Source organism: Streptomyces sp. NPDC101151 (assembly GCF_044768335.1).
Lineage (GTDB): Bacteria > Actinomycetota > Actinomycetes > Streptomycetales > Streptomycetaceae > Streptomyces.
The window spans coordinates 88,051-102,576 of record NZ_JBIWPP010000017.1; the positions used below are offsets into that span (position 1 = coordinate 88,051).

Consider the following 14,526-nt stretch of genomic DNA (forward strand, 5'->3'; position numbering starts at 1 on the left):
CGAGCCGATGAGCGATCACAGCAAGAACAGCGAGCGCGTCGCCGCCCTGCGCCCGGCCTATCAGGCAGATCTCGCCGACGGCACGGAACGCTTCTTCGCGGCCCGCCGCACCACCTGCCCCTGGTGCACCTCGAGCCGACTGGCGACCCGCCTGCGGACGACCGACCTGCTCCAGCACAAGCCCGGCCACTTCACTCTCGACCGGTGCACGGACTGCGGCCACACCTTCCAGAACCCCCGGCTGACGGGCGAGGGACTGGAGTTCTACTACCGCGACTTCTACGACGGCCTGGGCGAACAGCGCATGGGCGGCACCTTCGGCGGTCGCACCGCGATGTACCGCAACCGCGCGGAGTCGATGGCACCGCACGACCCCACCCCGAAGAACTGGCTCGACGTCGGCACCGGCCACGGCCATTTCTGCGAGGCCGCCCGCAGCGTCCTGCCCGGCACCGCCTTCGACGGCCTGGACTTCACCGACGGCGTCGAACTCGCCGCCCGCGAGGGCCGCGTGGAGCACGCCTACCGCGGTGCCTTCCCGGACCTCGCACCCGACCTCACCGCCCGCTACGACGTGGTCAGCATGTTCCACTACCTGGAGCACAGCACCGACCCCGACCGCGAACTCCGCGCCGCCCATGAGGTCGTACGCCCCGGCGGCCATCTGCTCATCGAGGTGCCGGACCCGGAGAGCCGGTACGCCCGCCTGCTCGGCCGCTGGTGGCTGCCCTGGCTCCAGCCGCAGCACCTGCACTTCATGCCGGTCGCCAACCTGCGGCAGCGGCTGGCCGAACTCGGCTTCACGGTGATTGCCGAGCAGCACGCCGAGCCGCACGACCCGGTCGACCTCCTCGCGGCCGTCTGGCTGGCCCTCGACCACACCGCCCCGCGCGACGACGCACCCTGGCTGCCCGAGCCGCCCGGCGCCCGCAGGCGCACCCTGCGTGCCGCGCTCCTCCTCGCCGGCGTGCCCGCCCTGGTCACGGCCACGCTGCTCGACCGGTTCGCGGTACGCCCTCTGTCCCACCGCCTCGGCCTGTCCAACGCCTACCGGCTGGTCGCCCGCCGCGAGTGAGCGGTGCTCACAACACCTTGGCGCGGATCAGCGCCGACAGCACCAGGGCGCCCGGCAGCAGCGGCAGCCAGTCGGTGAGCACCCGGTAGCCGATCACGGTCGCGGTGGCCACCGCCGGTGAGGCGCCGAAGGCGACGAGCGTCCACACCAGCGCGGCGTCCACCGCGAGCCCACCGGGCGCCGGTACGGCACCGACGGCGGTGCCGGCCGCCAGATAGGCGAGGACCACCTGCTCCCAGGGCAGCCCGAGACCGAGCGAGGCCCCCACGCAGACCAGCGCACCGCCCTGCACCAGGGGCATCGCGGCCGCCCCGCCCCACAGGGCCAGCACCCGCCAGGGCCGGCGGTGCACCTCCCGCGCATCGGCGAGGGCGGACCGCACCAGCCCGGTCACCGGGCGCCGCAGCGGCCGTACGACCGTCAGCAGTACGCCCGTGACGGCGAGCGCACCGGCTACGAGGGCGGCGACGGGCACCAGGATCCGCTCACCCGGGACCAGGTCGCCGAGCCGCCGCCAGGCGGGCGAGGCGGCCAGGAACACCAGCAGCACCACGGTCTTCGCACCGGACTTGGCCAGCGAGTACAGGCCGATCGAGGCGGTCGCCCGGTCGAGGGGCACGCCTCGGGTGCGCAGGAAGCGCACCGTGACGGCATGGGCGCCGAGACCGGCGGGCAGCGCGTGGTTGGCGGCACCGGCGGCGAACTGCGAGGCCAGCAGGAGCCCGGGTGGCAGCCGGTCGGGCAGCGCGCCCTGCCGGACGCAGGAGGCGGTCACCCAGGTCAGACAGGTGAACCCGGCCCCGGCGAGCAGCCACCACGGGTCGGCCGTGAACAGCCGCGCGGCACCTTCGTAGGCCACGGGCCGGTTGGCGAGGCCCCAGCCCACGGCGAGCAGCAGGGGAGCCAGGACCAGGGCGAGCCGGACCGGCCGGGCGGCCATGGGGGAGACACGGCGCACCGGAGCCTCCGACCGGGGACAGGAGGGAGTGGTCGGCGGGGCGGGGGAGGCGGGCAGCGGGAGCGGGGACAGTGAGGACACGGGGACGTCGTCCTTCCGCAGAGGGCCCCCTGGCGGGGGACCTGGGGGGAGGCGGGGCGGCGCATCCGCGGGGAGCCTTCCCCACCCGCATGACACCGGGATGTCCGAAAACCGAAGGACCGAGGGCGGGACGGTGCCGCCGGGTGTGCGCGGGAGCCGTCGTTCACTGCCGACCAGGTAGCCTTCCCATGGGGCGTGCGGCGCAAGCCGCGCCCGGCAGACAAGGACGGCGACAGGGGAGGAACCGGCGGTGCACGTCCAGGAATGGCTCGACTCGGTGCCACCGGCCGCCGTCTACGCCGTGGTGGGACTGGTGATCGGTCTGGAGAGCCTGGGCATCCCGCTGCCGGGCGAGATCATCCTGATCTCGGCGGCGCTCATGTCCTCGCAGCACTCCGGGATCAACCCGATCGTCCTCGGCGTGTGCGCGACCGCCGGCGCCGTCATCGGCGACTCCATCGGCTATGCGATCGGCCGCAGGGGCGGTCGGCCACTGCTGGCCTGGCTGGGCAGGAAGTTCCCGAGACACTTCAGCGACGGCCATGTCCGCACCGCTGAGCGGTCCTTCGAGAAGTGGGGCATGTGGGCTGTCTTCTTCGGCCGCTTCGTCGCCCTCCTGCGCATCTTCGCGGGCCCCCTCGCGGGCGTGCTCCACATGCCGTACTGGAAGTTCCTGATCGCCAACGTCCTCGGCGGCATCTGCTGGGCGGGCGGAACCACGGCCGTCATCTACTACGTCGGCATCGTCGCCGAGGACTGGCTCAAGCGCTTCTCGTACCTGGGCCTGGCGGCAGCGGTCCTGATCGGCCTCGCATCGATGCTGATCATCAAGCGCCGTGCCAAGCAGGCCCAGCAGGACCAGCCAGAGGCTGAACCCGTGACCACCGGGGACTGACATCCCCGAGGGGCGCGGGCGGTGTCGCCATGCGGCTCCGCCGCGCGGGGATCAGCCCCCACACGCCCGCACCCACACCCACACCCGCGAACGGACCTACTGGTGCACGTCCCGGTGCGCCTTGGCCAGCTCCGCGTACATGGTGCCGTTGAGAGTGACCCCTTGCCGCTCCTCCTCGGAGAGCGCCCGCCGCACCTTGGCGGGCACCCCCGCAACCAGTGACCCGGGCGGCACCACCATCCCCTGCGGCACCAGCGCCTGAGCGGCGACGAGCGACCCGGCCCCGATCACGGCACCGTTCAACACGGTCGCCCCCATCCCGATGAGGCAGTCGTCCTCGACGGTCGCCCCGTGCACCACCGCATTGTGTCCGATGGAAACCCGCTCACCCACACTCACCGGAAACCCGGGATCGGCGTGCAGTGTGACGTTGTCCTGCACATTCGCCTGCGCACCCACGGTGATCCGCTCGACATCACCCCGCAGCACCGCCCCGTACCAGACACTCGCCCCGGCGTGCAGCGTGACATCCCCGATCACGGAGGCAGTGGGCGCCACGAACACCTCCGCATCGAGCTGGGGCTCTTTCCCGCCTATGCCCACGACCAGCGCCCTGTGCGTCATCACCGTCTCCTCATGTCAGTGGTACTCCGCACCGTACGTCAGGAGTGGGGCAAAGATCACAGCAGCCCGCCCTCATGCCAAAGGCCCCCGCTGAGTAACGTGACCTCGTGCCGAAGCGCAAGAACACGTTCTCATCCTGGAGACAGGGCCTCGCCCAGCGTGCCGTCCACGCGGCCTGGTCGTGGGCGCAGCGCAGGGGTTCCGTCACGGCCGAGCACCCGGCGAGGTTCCGCTTCGGCGCGATGGGAACAGGTACCCGGCTCGCCTTTCCGCTCGGCACGGTCTTCGGCGAGCCCTGGATCCACCTCGGCGCCTACTGCATCATCGGCGAGCAGGTCACACTGACCGCGGGCCTGATGCCGGACCTGGATCTCGGCCCCGACCCGATCCTGCGCATCGGTGACGGCGTCGTGCTGGGCCGCGGCAGCCATGTCATCGCCGACACCACGGTCACCATCGGCAGCGACTGCTACTTCGGGCCGTACGTCTACGTCACGTCCACGAACCACTCCTACGACGACCCGCACGAGCCCATCGGGAAGCAGTGGCCGCGCATGGAGCCGGTGGAGATCGGCCCGGGCTGCTGGATCGGCACCGGCGCGGTGATCCTGCCGGGGGCGCGGATCGGCCGGAACGTGGTCGTGGCGGCCGGCGCCGTGGTGCGGGGGACCGTACCCGACCACGCCGTGGTGGCGGGAGCGCCCGCCCGGGTCGTACGGCGCTGGACGCCCGACGACGGCTGGCAGCCGCCCCTCAGGACTCCGGCGCCGGTGCCGCTCCCGGACGGGATCACGCCGGAGCAGCTGCGCGCGCTGGCCGGCCTCGACGAGGAAGGCGTCGAGCGGCTGGCCCGGCTCGAGGCCGACGGCTGACTCAGCCGGTCGCCAGCAGCAGCGTCCCGAGCAGGGCGAGTCCCGCGCCCGCTGCCTGGATGGTGCGCAGCCGCTCACTGAGGAAGCCGCGCGCGGCCAGTGCCGTGACCACCGGGTAGAGCGAGGCGAGCACCGCCGCCACCGTGACCGGGCCGTGCTGGGCCGCGACCGCGTAGGTGCCGTTGGCCGCGACGTCCGCGAGGCCCACGAAGGCCAGCGCCGGCAGCGAGCCGTGCGGAAGGCCGCCCTCCGGCAGGGCGGGGGTGCCGCGCCGGACCGACGCGTACAGCGCCGCGCCGCCCGCCGCGACGCTCGTCACGCGCTGCACGAACAGGGACAGGAACAGGCCGGTGACAGTGGTCGACGCCTCCGTGATCAGCGCGAACACCGTGCCGAAGCCCAGCGCCGCGACCAGCGTGAGCAGGATCGTCCGCCGCTGCACCGGCGCGCCCCGCAGCTGTGGGCCGCCCGCGAGGACGACTCCGGTGACGGCCACCGCGATGCCCGCGACCTGCAGTGCCCCGGGTCGCTCGCCGAGGACCAGGCCCACGCCGACCGGGACGGCCACGCTGAGCGTGGCCAGCGGGGAGACCACGCCCATCGGGCCCAGCGCGAGGGCCTTGTAGAAGCAGAGCACGGCCAAGGGGCCGGCCAGGCCGGCCGCGACCGCGAACCACAGGCGCGGGCCTGCCTCGCTCCAGCCGCCGGTGGCGAGCACGACCGCGCCCAGCACGGCCGCCGCGATCGCCTGGGAGGCGACCACCACGGTCAGTGCGGGCGTGCGTCGTGTCAGCAGCCCGCCGCCGAAGTCGGCAAGGCCCCACAGGAGGCTGGTGGCGAGGGCGAACAACGCTGTCACAGGTGCCTCGCAGTACAGTTTGATGAACGAACGGGTGCATCCCACCGTAGTTCGTTCAACTGTACTCTGTCATCCAAGATATTCGACTCTCGCATCCATCACATGGGACGGAACGTGTCGGACCTCGAACTCCTTACCCAGTCCCTGGCGCGCAACGTCAAGCACTGGCGTGCGGTGCGCGGCTTCACCCTGGACGTGCTCGCGGCCCGGGCCGGCGTCAGCCGCGGCATGCTCATCCAGATCGAGCAGGCCCGCACCAACCCGAGCATCGGCACGGTCGTCAAGATCGGCGACGCGCTGGGCATCAGCGTCTCCACCCTCCTCGACTACGAGCAGGGTCCGAAGGTCCGCATCGTCCCCGCCGAACGGGCCGTACGGCTGTGGCACACCGAGGCCGGCAGCTACAACCGGCTTCTCGCCGGCACCGAGGCGCCCGGACCGCTGGAGATGTGGGACTGGCGGCTGATGCCGGGCGACCGCAGCCCGTCCGAACCGCATCCCGGCGGCACGGTCGAACTGGTCCATGTCACGGCGGGGGAGCTGACGCTCACCGTGGACGGCGAGGAGTACCGCGTCCCGGCCGGTGCGAGCGCCTCCTTCGAGGCCGACATCCAGCACGTGTACAGCAACACCGGCGAGGTGCCGATGGAGATGGTGATGGCGGTCTCGGTGCCGCCCGTGCCCTGAGACGCCGGGACGGAGGGCGGGCGGGCCTTGCTAGCGTGCGCCCCATGCGCGCACCCATCGGAGACTTCGACACCGCGATCCCCGCCCCCGACTGCCTGGACGAACTGACCGCCCCGGTCGCCGACGCCGTACGCCACTGGCGGGGCAGCGTCCCCGCCGACCGGATCGTCTACGTCGACACCGACCCGCGCTGGGCCGACACGGCCGTCTTCGTGGAGCACTACGGCCGCCAACTGCTGGAGCAGTCGGCGAACTGCGTGGTGGTCGCGGGCAAGCGGGGCGGCGAGACCACGCTCGCCGCATGCCTGGTGCTCTCCACCACCCGGGTCGACGTCAACGGCGTCGTCCGTCGCCAACTCGGCGCCCGCAAGGCCTCGTTCGCCGCGATGGACACGGCCACCGGCGAAACCGGCATGGAGTACGGCGGCATCACGCCGGTCGGACTGCCCGCCGACTGGCCGGTGCTGGTGGACGCGGCCCTGGCCGACCTGCCCTACGTCCTGGTCGGCAGCGGGCGCCGGCGCGGCAAACTGCTGGTGCCGGGCAAGGCGCTCGCGGAGCTGCCCGGCGCGGTGGTGCTCGAAGGTCTCGGGGTCGCCTGAGATCACGCCGTCGGATGATGGGCCAGCGCCAGATGCGGGTCCGTCTCGCCCGGCACCGGTGCCGGGTCGGCATGCACCAGGGCGGCGGTGAGCCTCGGTACGGCGTGCAGCAGGGCGTGTTCGGCCTCGACGGCGATCGCGTGTGCCTGGCGGACCGTCTCCTCGCCGTCCACCACGACCACCAGCTCGGCCCGCAGCCGGTGCCCGATCCACCTCAGCCGCAGCTCGCCCACCTCGCGCACGCCCGGCACCGCCCGCACCGCGCGCTCGGCCCGGTCCACCAGCGCCGGGTCGACGGCGTCCAGCACCCGCCGGAACACCTCCCGCGCCGCGTCCCGCAGCACCAGCGTGATCGCGGCGGTGATCGCCAGCCCCACGATCGGGTCGGCGAGCTGCCAGCCGAGCGCCGCGCCGCCGGCCCCCAGCAGCACGGCCAGTGAGGTGAATCCGTCCGTCCGGGCGTGCAGTCCGTCGGCGACCAGCGCGGCCGAGCCGATCTCCCGGCCCACCCGCATCCGGTACCGGGCCACCCACTCGTTGCCCACGAAACCGACCAGCGCGGCCACGGCGACCGCCGGCACATGCTCGACCGGACGCGGATCCAGGAGCCGTCCGACGGCGGCCCAGGCGGCGAACGCGGCGGAGGCGGCGATGGTCAGCACGATCGCGAGCCCCGCAAGATCCTCGGCGCGCCCGTAGCCGTAGGTGAACCGCCGGGTCGCCGCCCGCCGCCCGAGCACGAAGGCGATGCCCAGCGGTACGGCCGTCAGCGCGTCCGCCGCGTTGTGCACGGTGTCCCCGAGCAGCGCCACGGACCCGGAGAGAGCCACCACCACGGCCTGCGCGAGCGCGGTCGCCCCGAGCACGGTCAGCGACACCCACAGCGCACGCATGCCGCGCGCCGAGGACTCCAGGGCCGGGTCGAGCTTGTCGGCGGTCTCGTGCGAGTGCGGGGTGAGGAGGTGGGTGAGACGGTGGCGCAGGCCGGGGGAGGGATGGTGGGCATGGCCGTGATCATGGGGTTCCTGGCCATGGCGGTGCGTGTGCCGGTCGCTCACGAGAATCTCCTTCCGGTGGGCGGGAATGGACGCACGGCGCCCATGGAGACATTATGTGCGTATGAGCGCACGCTTGCACCTATCACCTGCGCATCATGCGCAGCCGCGCACCCCGGGCGACGAGCAGTTCACGGTCGCGGCCCAGCTCCTCGCCCTGCTCGGCGACCGCACCCGCCTCACCCTGCTGCACGTCCTGAGCGCCGGCGAGGCCGATGTCACCACGCTCACACAGGCGTGCGGTGCCGCCCGCCCCGCCGTCAGCCAGCACCTGGCCCGGCTGCGCCTCGCGGGCCTGGTGAGCACCCGCAAGGAGGGCCGCCGCGTGGTCTACCTCCTACGCGACGGCCATCTGCCCCGGCTGGTCGACGAGGCCCTGAAGGTGGCCGACCACCGCCTCGCCGAACGGATCACCGCAACAGAACGCTGAGCCGCTCCAGCAGGAGTTGCGTGCTCGGCCGCGCGGCGGCCACCGCCCTGACGGGGGTGGGGGCCACTGGGCCGGCCGGCCTCGGCGGGCTCAGAACACGGCGGCGGCGCCCAGGTACTGCTCGGCGAAGGCCGCCGCGGCAGCGGGGGAGGTGAACAGGCGGCGCAGCCGGGCGAGTGTGGTGCCCGCCCGGAACGGATCGCCCGAGGCGACTCCGTGGTAGATGTCCGACAGCCACTGCGAGAACTCCTGGTAGTCCCACACCCGGCGCAGGGCCGCCGCCGAGTAGCCGTCGAGGCCGCTGCCGTCGCCCCGGGTGACGGCAGCGGCGAGCGCGTCGCCGAGCAGGAAGGCGTCGTGCAGGGCGAGGTTCATGCCCTTCGCGGCGATCGGCGCCGTGAGGTGACCGGCGTCGCCGGCCAGCAACAGCCGTCCGTGGACGAGGGGTTCCACCACGTAGTGGTGCATGTCCAGCACCCGCTTCTCGATCAGCCGGCCCTCCGTCAGCCCCGGTGCACCGGCCACGCCGAGGCGGGTGCGCAACTCGGCCCAGACCCGTTCGTGCGGCCAGTTCTCCGGGTCGTCGCCGGGCGGGCACTGCAGGTAGTAGCGGGTGACCTCGGGGCTGCGGGCCATGTGCCCGGCGAAACCGTGTGGATGGACTCCGAACAGCACACAGTCGGAGGACGGCGGGGCCTCGGCGAGCAGGGCAAGCCAGCCGATGCCGTCGTCCTGCCGCGCGATCCGCGCCCGCTGCGGCGGGATCGCGTCCCGCGTCACCCCGCGCGCCCCGTCGCAGCCCGCGACGAAGTCGCAGCGCAGCAGCCGCCGTTCACCCGTGTCGGGACACTCGTACGACACCGCGGGCCGGTCCGAGTCCAGATCGTGCAGCCGGACATCGCGCACGCCGAAGCGGATGTCACCGCCGCGCACGTCGGCGTACTCCCGCACCAGGTCCGTCACGAGCAACGGCTGTGGGTAGACGTAGTGGTGATGGCCCGTCAGGTCACCGTAGGGGAACCGGTAGCGCTCGCCGCCGAAGCGGAACTCGCAGGCGTCGTGCACCTGGGCCCGCTCCAGCAGGTTCGCCGCCAGGCCGCGCCGCCCGAGTTCACGGACCGCCCATTCCTCGATGACACCGGCTCGTGGCCGGGTCTCGATGAACTGCCTGCTCTCGGTCTCCAGGACCACACAGTCGACGGAAGCCGCCCGCAGGACTGCGCCGACGGTGAGCCCGGCGGGCCCGGCGCCCACGACGACGACCGTACGGCGTTCGTCGGGCGCGGAGTTGGGGTGGGGGGAAGGGGAGATCACACCCGCATTATGACGGTGTCCCGTCAGCCACGGCGGAGTTGCCGCGGCCGACGGGACACCGTCACGGGTGCGGGGTCAGTGCGCCGGAGCGTCGGTGACCACGACCTCGTCGATGCTGCGCTCGATCGCCTCCGTCTTCGAGGCGGTGGCCTTGGCCCAGTAGTAGATGCCGAGGGAGAACGCCGACACGACCAGGATGTCCCACCACAGCGGGATGGTGCCGTTGCCGCCGAAGGTGCTCAGGTAGGAGATCACACCGAGGCCGGCCAGGTAGGGGGCCAGCCACTGCGCGGCCTTGAAGTCCAGCCGGGGCGCGTCGGGCAGGTCCTTGCGGATCGCGTACCAGGCATAGGAGCCGAGCAGCACGTAGCCGATCAGGATCGCAGCGCCGAGCCGCCACAGGGTGTCCCAGCCGGACCAGAAGATGATCAGGTTGGCGACCACGAAGGACAGCGGCGAGACGAACTTGCCGAAGGGCAGGCGGTACGGACGCTCGTGGTGCGGCAGCCGGTCGGCGAAGACGCCGTAAGCCAGCGGCGCGCCCGCGTACATCAGGACGCTCGCCGAGGTGATGAAGCTGACCAGCTCCTGCCAGCTGGGGAACGGCAGGAAGCAGATGATGCCGGTCACGAACGAGACGACGAGGCCGAACCACGGCACACCACGCGAGTCCGTCTTGGCGAACACCTTCGGCGCGTAGCCGTTCTTGGCCAGGCCGTAGGAGATGCGGGAGGTGGCGGTGGTGTAGATCAGGCCGGTGCCGCCGGGGGAGATGATCGCGTCGGCGTACAGGACGAAGCTCAGCCAGCCGAGGCCCACCAGCGTGGCCAGACCCGCCCAGGGGCCGCTGATGCCGGCGAAGTCGAGCTTCGCCCAGCCGTGCGCGAAGGAGGCGTGCGGCAGCGCGACGATGAACACGACCTGCAGCAGGATGTAGATCACCGAGCCGATCGCGACCGAACCGAGGGTCGCGCGGGGCAGGTCACGCTTCGGGTTGCGGCTCTCGCCGGCCAGCTGGATCGCCTGCTCGAAGCCGAGCAGCGCGAAGATGATGCCGCTGGAGCTGATCGCACCGAGGATGCCCTTGGCACCGAACGGCGCGAAGCCCTCGGAGGTGAAGTTGCCCGGGTGGAAGTTGCCGATGGCGATGACGAAGATCGCCGCGAGCGGGACGGCGATCTTCCACCAGGTGGCGGCGCTGTTGGTGTGTGCCAGGACGCGGACGCCGAGGAAGTTGACCGCGACGAAGACCGCCATCAGGGCGACCGCGACGATGATGCCGCTGAGCGTGAGCGTGCCGTCGGTGCGCTGCAGCCCGTCGGCCCACTGCCAGTGCTTGGCGTAGCCGATCATGGCCTCGACCTCGATCGGTGCCACGGTGGCCGCCTGGAGCCAGGAGAACCAGCCGAACGACATGCCGGCCAGGCCGCCGAAGGCGTAGTGCGGGTAGCGGGCCGTGCCACCGGCCACCGGGAACATACCGCCGAGTTCGGCGTGCACGAGCGCCAGCAGCACGATGGCCACCGCGCCGATCACCCACGAGATGATCGCCGCGGGGCCGGCCACCACGACCGCCTTCTCGGCGCCGAACAGCCAGCCGGAGCCGATGATGGAGCCCACGGAGGCCCACATCAGACCGATCAGGCCGACGTCCCTGCGCAGGCCTCCCTGGTCTTTCGTGGTTATCGGCGCGGCATGGTCGACTTTCACCATGTCAAGTGGCCTCTCAGATCGTAAACGCAGAATTAACGAACAACAGCGCCACACAGTAGGGACGCTTTCTGCGTTGACAGAAGAGTGTTGGTGAAGTCTTGACCTCGGATCTTGCCGCTCTTGGACACAGCCTTCGTACAGGTCAGGGCCTGAGTCGAATGTCAATATTCAGCGGAGAATTGTGAGAAGAAGGTGAGACAGGTCAGGCGAGGAGAGGAATTTCGATCGCCGGGCAGCGGTCCATCACCATGTCCAGCCCCGCGGCCCGGGTCCGCTCGTAGGCGGCCTCGTCCACGACATCGAGCTGGAACCAGACCGCGCCGGCCCCCTTCACCACGGCTTGCTCGGCGACCGCACCGGCCAGCTCGCTGTTGACGAAGACGTCGACGACGTCGACCTCGAAGGGAATGTCCGCGAGAGAGGGGTAACCCCGCTCGCCGTGCACCGTCTCCGCCTTGGGGTGCACCGGCACGATCCGCTTGCCGAACCGCTGCAGCACCTGCGCCACGCCGTACGCGGCCCGGTGCCGGTTCGTGGACAGGCCGACCACCGCCCAGGTGTCACCCAGCTCGGTCAGAATCCTGCGGATCGTCGCTTCGTCGCCGTACACGGCCGCCTCCTCGGGCTGCGCGGGGAACTGTCGTCGGGGCAACAGCGCCCACCGGGTGCTGATTCCCCCCGCTACCCCGCCACGGTGACCTGAATCGGCGCAAGGTACCTGCATACGGCCGCCGGCCCGCCTACGCTCGGGCCGTGCTGCGCATCCTGGACGCCCGAACCGGTGAGCCCGTCGCCGCCGCGCCCGCCCGGCGCGGTCTGACCCGCATCGAGGCCCATGCCTCCGGCCTCGACCTGCCGGCCCTGCGTGTGCTGCTCACGGCCGACGTCCTGGTCCGCGCACTGGAACTGGGCGGCACGCCCGTCTGGACCATCCTCACCGCACCCCACCAGCACGCCGAACTCCGCACGGCCGCGACCACCCTGTCCATCCGCCCTTTCGAGGACGGGCGGGACCTCGCGTCGGGACTGGGGGAGGCGCAGGCGATCCATGTGGTGGGGGAGGACACCCCGGTCACGCTCGGTGAGGGCCCGGTGGTGACCGTGGCGCCGGTGGCATGGAGGGTGGCGGGGCAGGGCGGCGGAGAGCGGCTCGGCCCTTCGGCCGCGGGACCGGTCGTGGCGCTGTCCGGCGAGTCGGGTCCGGGACCGGGCGCGGAGCCGCCGCGCCCCGAGGGCGCGGGCCCGGACGCGGGAGCATCCGGCGGTTCGCGCAGGGCAGCAGGCGCGCCACCCCACCCTGCCCCCGTCGCAGCCGCCGCCCCGGCCCCCGGCCCCGCGCCGCGCGACACCTCGGCGCCCGAGGTCCGGCCCGCGGGCGCCGCCGCCCCCGGAGAGGCACCCGTACCCCGCTCGCCGGGCGGCCCTCCGCCTCTCGGTCTTTCCGTGCTCCTGTCCGACCCCACCGCCCTGCGCCTCGCTCTGCTCTCCGTCCCACGGGACACGGCGGCACTGCTGGACACCGGCCGGCTCGACGAGGCCGCGCAGAATCTCGCGTACTGGCGGCGTGCCGTCGCCGGGTGGGCGCGGCGGCCCTCGCGGCCGGTGCCCGAGGAGATGCGGGCGCGGTTGCGGGCCGCGTGGGAGGACGATCTCGACCTGCCCGGGGTACTGGGTGTGCTGAAAGACGTGGAGAGCGCGCCGGGGCTGCCCGACGGGGCCCGGTTCGAGACGTATGTGTACGCGGACCGACTGCTCGCCCTCGATCTGGCCCGTGACCTCGGGAACGTCGCGTGATCGAGCGGGCGGGCGCGGGCCCGCTGCGCCGCCTGGTCGTGCTTCGGCACGCCAAGTCCGCCTGGCCCGCGGGGGTCGAGGACCACCGCCGTCCCCTCGCGCGGCGTGGCCTGCGGGACGCCCCCGCCGCCGGAAACGCGCTCGCCGAGGCCGACTGCCTGCCGGACCTCGCCCTGTGCTCGACCGCCGCACGCGCCCGGCGCACCTGGGAGCTGGCCTCCGCGCAGTGGGGCACCCCGCCCCCGGTGCGCTATGACCGCAGGCTGTACGCGGCGGACGTTTCGGACCTGCTGGAGGTCGTGCGTGAGGCGCCGCGCGAGGTGGAGACGCTGCTGCTGGTCGGGCACAATCCGGGGTTGGAGGAGCTGGTCCTGGAGCTGGCCGATGACGGGCTCGACGACACACTCGACCGGGTGCGTGTGAAGTTCCCGACCTCCGCGATCGCCGTGCTGGCCTGGCGCGGCACCGGCTGGCCGGCCCTCGCCCCGGGCACGGCCCTGCTGACCTCGTTCACCGTGCCCCGTGGAAAGAAGGAGAAGGCGTAGCCCCGCTCGACCATGATCCCGGCCTCGGCACGGGCGACCGCGCCGGTCCGCATAGGCTGACGGGATGCAGGACGAGTACCGCACAGTCGCCCGCGCGGGCGTGCACGAGATCGAGATCAACCGCTCCCGCTTTCTGTGCGCCCTCGCCCCGGCGGCCACCGAGCAGGAGGCCCAGCAGTTCATCGCGGCCGTCCGCAAGGAGCACGCCGACGCCACGCACAACTGCTGGGCGTACGTCATCGGTGCCGACGCCTCCGTGCAGAAGGCCAGCGACGACGGCGAACCGGGCGGCACGGCCGGCGTCCCGATGCTCCAGATGTTGCTGCGCCGCGACATGAGGTACGTCGTCGCCGTCGTCACGCGCTACTACGGCGGCGTCAAGCTCGGCGCCGGCGGACTCATCCGGGCCTACGGCGGTGCGGTCGGCGAGGCGCTGGACGCGCTCGGCACGCTCACCCGGCGCCGCTTCCGGCTGGCCACGGTGACCGTCGACCACCAGCGCGCGGGCAAGGTCCAGAACGATCTGCGGTCCACCGGCCGCGAGGTCCGGGACGTCCACTACGGCGAGGCCGTCACCATCGAGATCGGACTGCCGGACGCCGACGTGGACGCCTTCCGTTCCTGGCTGGCCGACGCGACGGCCGGCACGGCAGGGTTCGCACTGGGCGGCGAGGCCTACGGGGATGCGTGAGGTCCGGCCTCTGCGGACGCTGTGACGCAGGTCCGGGGTGTACGGACCCTTGCGGACGCGGTGACGTACGTGCGCGGTGGACGGACGTTGCAGGTCACCCACGTACGCCACTCAACGCATGCCGGGCCCGGCCCCGCTCGGGGCCCTGTTCCGTACAGCACATCGCATTCAGGTGGATAAGAGACATCTCTCAGCACTCCGGGCGCCGATATGTGGCGCGGATCGGGGTCTCCGGTGGATCAGGTGCGCAGAGGCACTAGCGTGGTGGGTGCTGTGCGCGAGCCTGTCCGGGTTCGTGCTGGTCCTTGAGGTGTGGATGGGGTGCACGTGC

General features: G+C 72.3%; 15 protein-coding genes and 1 pseudogene. 9 read left to right on the forward strand and 7 right to left on the reverse strand.

The features are described 5' to 3' along the window. Window positions 1–7: 7 nt before the first annotated feature. Window positions 8–1,075 carry a class I SAM-dependent methyltransferase gene (locus ACIRU3_RS27800; RefSeq protein WP_404061488.1) on the forward strand — a complete coding sequence of 356 codons (1,068 nt, stop codon included), beginning with the start codon at window positions 8–10 and terminating at the stop codon, window positions 1,073–1,075. 7 nt (window positions 1,076–1,082) lie between these two features. Here the strand turns inward: ACIRU3_RS27800 and ACIRU3_RS27805 are convergent, their stop codons facing one another. Beyond that, the gene (locus ACIRU3_RS27805) at window positions 1,083–2,105 is read right to left on the reverse strand and encodes a YbhN family protein (RefSeq protein WP_404061786.1); all 1,023 of its coding nucleotides are present in this window, start codon (window positions 2,103–2,105) and stop codon (window positions 1,083–1,085) included. 259 nt (window positions 2,106–2,364) lie between these two features. Here ACIRU3_RS27805 and ACIRU3_RS27810 point away from each other — a divergent pair, with 259 nt between their 5' ends. After that, window positions 2,365–3,009, forward strand: a complete 645-nt coding sequence (locus ACIRU3_RS27810) for a DedA family protein (RefSeq protein WP_404061490.1) — start codon at window positions 2,365–2,367, stop codon at window positions 3,007–3,009. 96 nt (window positions 3,010–3,105) lie between these two features. On the opposite strand, the gene ACIRU3_RS27815 is transcribed toward ACIRU3_RS27810, so the two are convergent. Further along, on the reverse strand, window positions 3,106–3,633 hold the full coding sequence (locus tag ACIRU3_RS27815) for a gamma carbonic anhydrase family protein (RefSeq protein WP_404061493.1): 528 nt from the start codon (window positions 3,631–3,633) through the stop codon (window positions 3,106–3,108). A 107-nt stretch (window positions 3,634–3,740) separates the two neighbouring features. Here ACIRU3_RS27815 and ACIRU3_RS27820 point away from each other — a divergent pair, with 107 nt between their 5' ends. Beyond that, window positions 3,741–4,505 (forward strand): acyltransferase, encoded by a 765-nt coding sequence (locus ACIRU3_RS27820; RefSeq protein ID WP_404061495.1) that lies wholly within the window; start codon window positions 3,741–3,743, stop codon window positions 4,503–4,505. A gap of 1 nt (window position 4,506) precedes the next feature. Here ACIRU3_RS27820 and ACIRU3_RS27825 read toward each other — a convergent pair whose 3' ends face one another. Then, window positions 4,507–5,364, reverse strand: a complete 858-nt coding sequence (locus tag ACIRU3_RS27825; RefSeq protein ID WP_404061498.1) for an EamA family transporter — start codon at window positions 5,362–5,364, stop codon at window positions 4,507–4,509. 114 nt (window positions 5,365–5,478) lie between these two features. Between ACIRU3_RS27825 and ACIRU3_RS27830 the strand changes: the two genes are divergently transcribed. Both ACIRU3_RS27830 and ACIRU3_RS27835 read left to right on the forward strand, forming a co-directional pair. After that, the gene (locus ACIRU3_RS27830) at window positions 5,479–6,051 is read left to right on the forward strand and encodes a helix-turn-helix domain-containing protein (protein ID WP_404061788.1); all 573 of its coding nucleotides are present in this window, start codon (window positions 5,479–5,481) and stop codon (window positions 6,049–6,051) included. Between the two features lie 44 nt (window positions 6,052–6,095). Then, window positions 6,096–6,653 (forward strand): YbaK/EbsC family protein, encoded by a 558-nt coding sequence (locus tag ACIRU3_RS27835; protein WP_404061501.1) that lies wholly within the window; start codon window positions 6,096–6,098, stop codon window positions 6,651–6,653. Between the two features lie 2 nt (window positions 6,654–6,655). On the opposite strand, the gene ACIRU3_RS27840 is transcribed toward ACIRU3_RS27835, so the two are convergent. Beyond that, window positions 6,656–7,711: a cation diffusion facilitator family transporter gene (locus ACIRU3_RS27840; protein ID WP_404061504.1), complete on the reverse strand. Its 1,056-nt coding sequence runs from the start codon at window positions 7,709–7,711 to the stop codon at window positions 6,656–6,658. A 61-nt stretch (window positions 7,712–7,772) separates the two neighbouring features. Here ACIRU3_RS27840 and ACIRU3_RS27845 point away from each other — a divergent pair, with 61 nt between their 5' ends. Beyond that, on the forward strand, window positions 7,773–8,138 hold the full coding sequence (locus ACIRU3_RS27845) for an ArsR/SmtB family transcription factor (RefSeq protein WP_404061506.1): 366 nt from the start codon (window positions 7,773–7,775) through the stop codon (window positions 8,136–8,138). Between the two features lie 90 nt (window positions 8,139–8,228). On the opposite strand, the gene ACIRU3_RS27850 is transcribed toward ACIRU3_RS27845, so the two are convergent. The 3 genes from ACIRU3_RS27850 to ACIRU3_RS27860 all read right to left on the reverse strand — a co-directional run bounded on the left by ACIRU3_RS27850 (window position 8,229) and on the right by ACIRU3_RS27860 (window position 11,775). Further along, window positions 8,229–9,452, reverse strand: a complete 1,224-nt coding sequence (locus tag ACIRU3_RS27850) for a 4-hydroxybenzoate 3-monooxygenase (RefSeq protein WP_404061509.1) — start codon at window positions 9,450–9,452, stop codon at window positions 8,229–8,231. 75 nt (window positions 9,453–9,527) lie between these two features. Then, window positions 9,528–11,165 carry an APC family permease gene (locus tag ACIRU3_RS27855; RefSeq protein WP_404061511.1) on the reverse strand — a complete coding sequence of 546 codons (1,638 nt, stop codon included), beginning with the start codon at window positions 11,163–11,165 and terminating at the stop codon, window positions 9,528–9,530. Between the two features lie 202 nt (window positions 11,166–11,367). Continuing rightward, window positions 11,368–11,775 (reverse strand): CoA-binding protein, encoded by a 408-nt coding sequence (locus ACIRU3_RS27860; RefSeq protein ID WP_404061513.1) that lies wholly within the window; start codon window positions 11,773–11,775, stop codon window positions 11,368–11,370. A gap of 143 nt (window positions 11,776–11,918) precedes the next feature. On the opposite strand from ACIRU3_RS27860, the pseudogene ACIRU3_RS27865 reads away from it, so the two are divergent. From ACIRU3_RS27865 to ACIRU3_RS27875, 3 genes and pseudogenes are all read left to right on the forward strand, one after another. Then, window positions 11,919–12,278: pseudogene (locus ACIRU3_RS27865) on the forward strand (hypothetical protein); the annotation flags it as partial. A gap of 677 nt (window positions 12,279–12,955) precedes the next feature. Then, entirely contained in the window at window positions 12,956–13,504 is a 549-nt protein-coding gene (locus ACIRU3_RS27870; RefSeq protein ID WP_404061516.1) for a SixA phosphatase family protein, read from the forward strand. Between the two features lie 64 nt (window positions 13,505–13,568). Then, window positions 13,569–14,195: a YigZ family protein gene (locus tag ACIRU3_RS27875; protein WP_404061518.1), complete on the forward strand. Its 627-nt coding sequence runs from the start codon at window positions 13,569–13,571 to the stop codon at window positions 14,193–14,195. Window positions 14,196–14,526 lie beyond the last annotated feature (331 nt).

Bases quoted from the DNA above. Each gene is read 5' to 3' on its own strand.
- ACIRU3_RS27800 (WP_404061488.1), top strand. From the start codon at position 8: ATGAGCGATCACAGCAAGAACAGCGAGCGCGTCGCCGCCCTGCGCCCG.
- ACIRU3_RS27815 (WP_404061493.1), bottom strand. From the start codon at position 3,633: ATGACGCACAGGGCGCTGGTCGTGGGCATAGGCGGGAAAGAGCCCCAG.
- ACIRU3_RS27835 (WP_404061501.1), top strand. From the start codon at position 6,096: ATGCGCGCACCCATCGGAGACTTCGACACCGCGATCCCCGCCCCCGAC.
- ACIRU3_RS27845 (WP_404061506.1), top strand. From the start codon at position 7,773: ATGAGCGCACGCTTGCACCTATCACCTGCGCATCATGCGCAGCCGCGC.
- ACIRU3_RS27855 (WP_404061511.1), bottom strand. From the start codon at position 11,165: ATGGTGAAAGTCGACCATGCCGCGCCGATAACCACGAAAGACCAGGGA.
- ACIRU3_RS27875 (WP_404061518.1), top strand. From the start codon at position 13,569: ATGCAGGACGAGTACCGCACAGTCGCCCGCGCGGGCGTGCACGAGATC.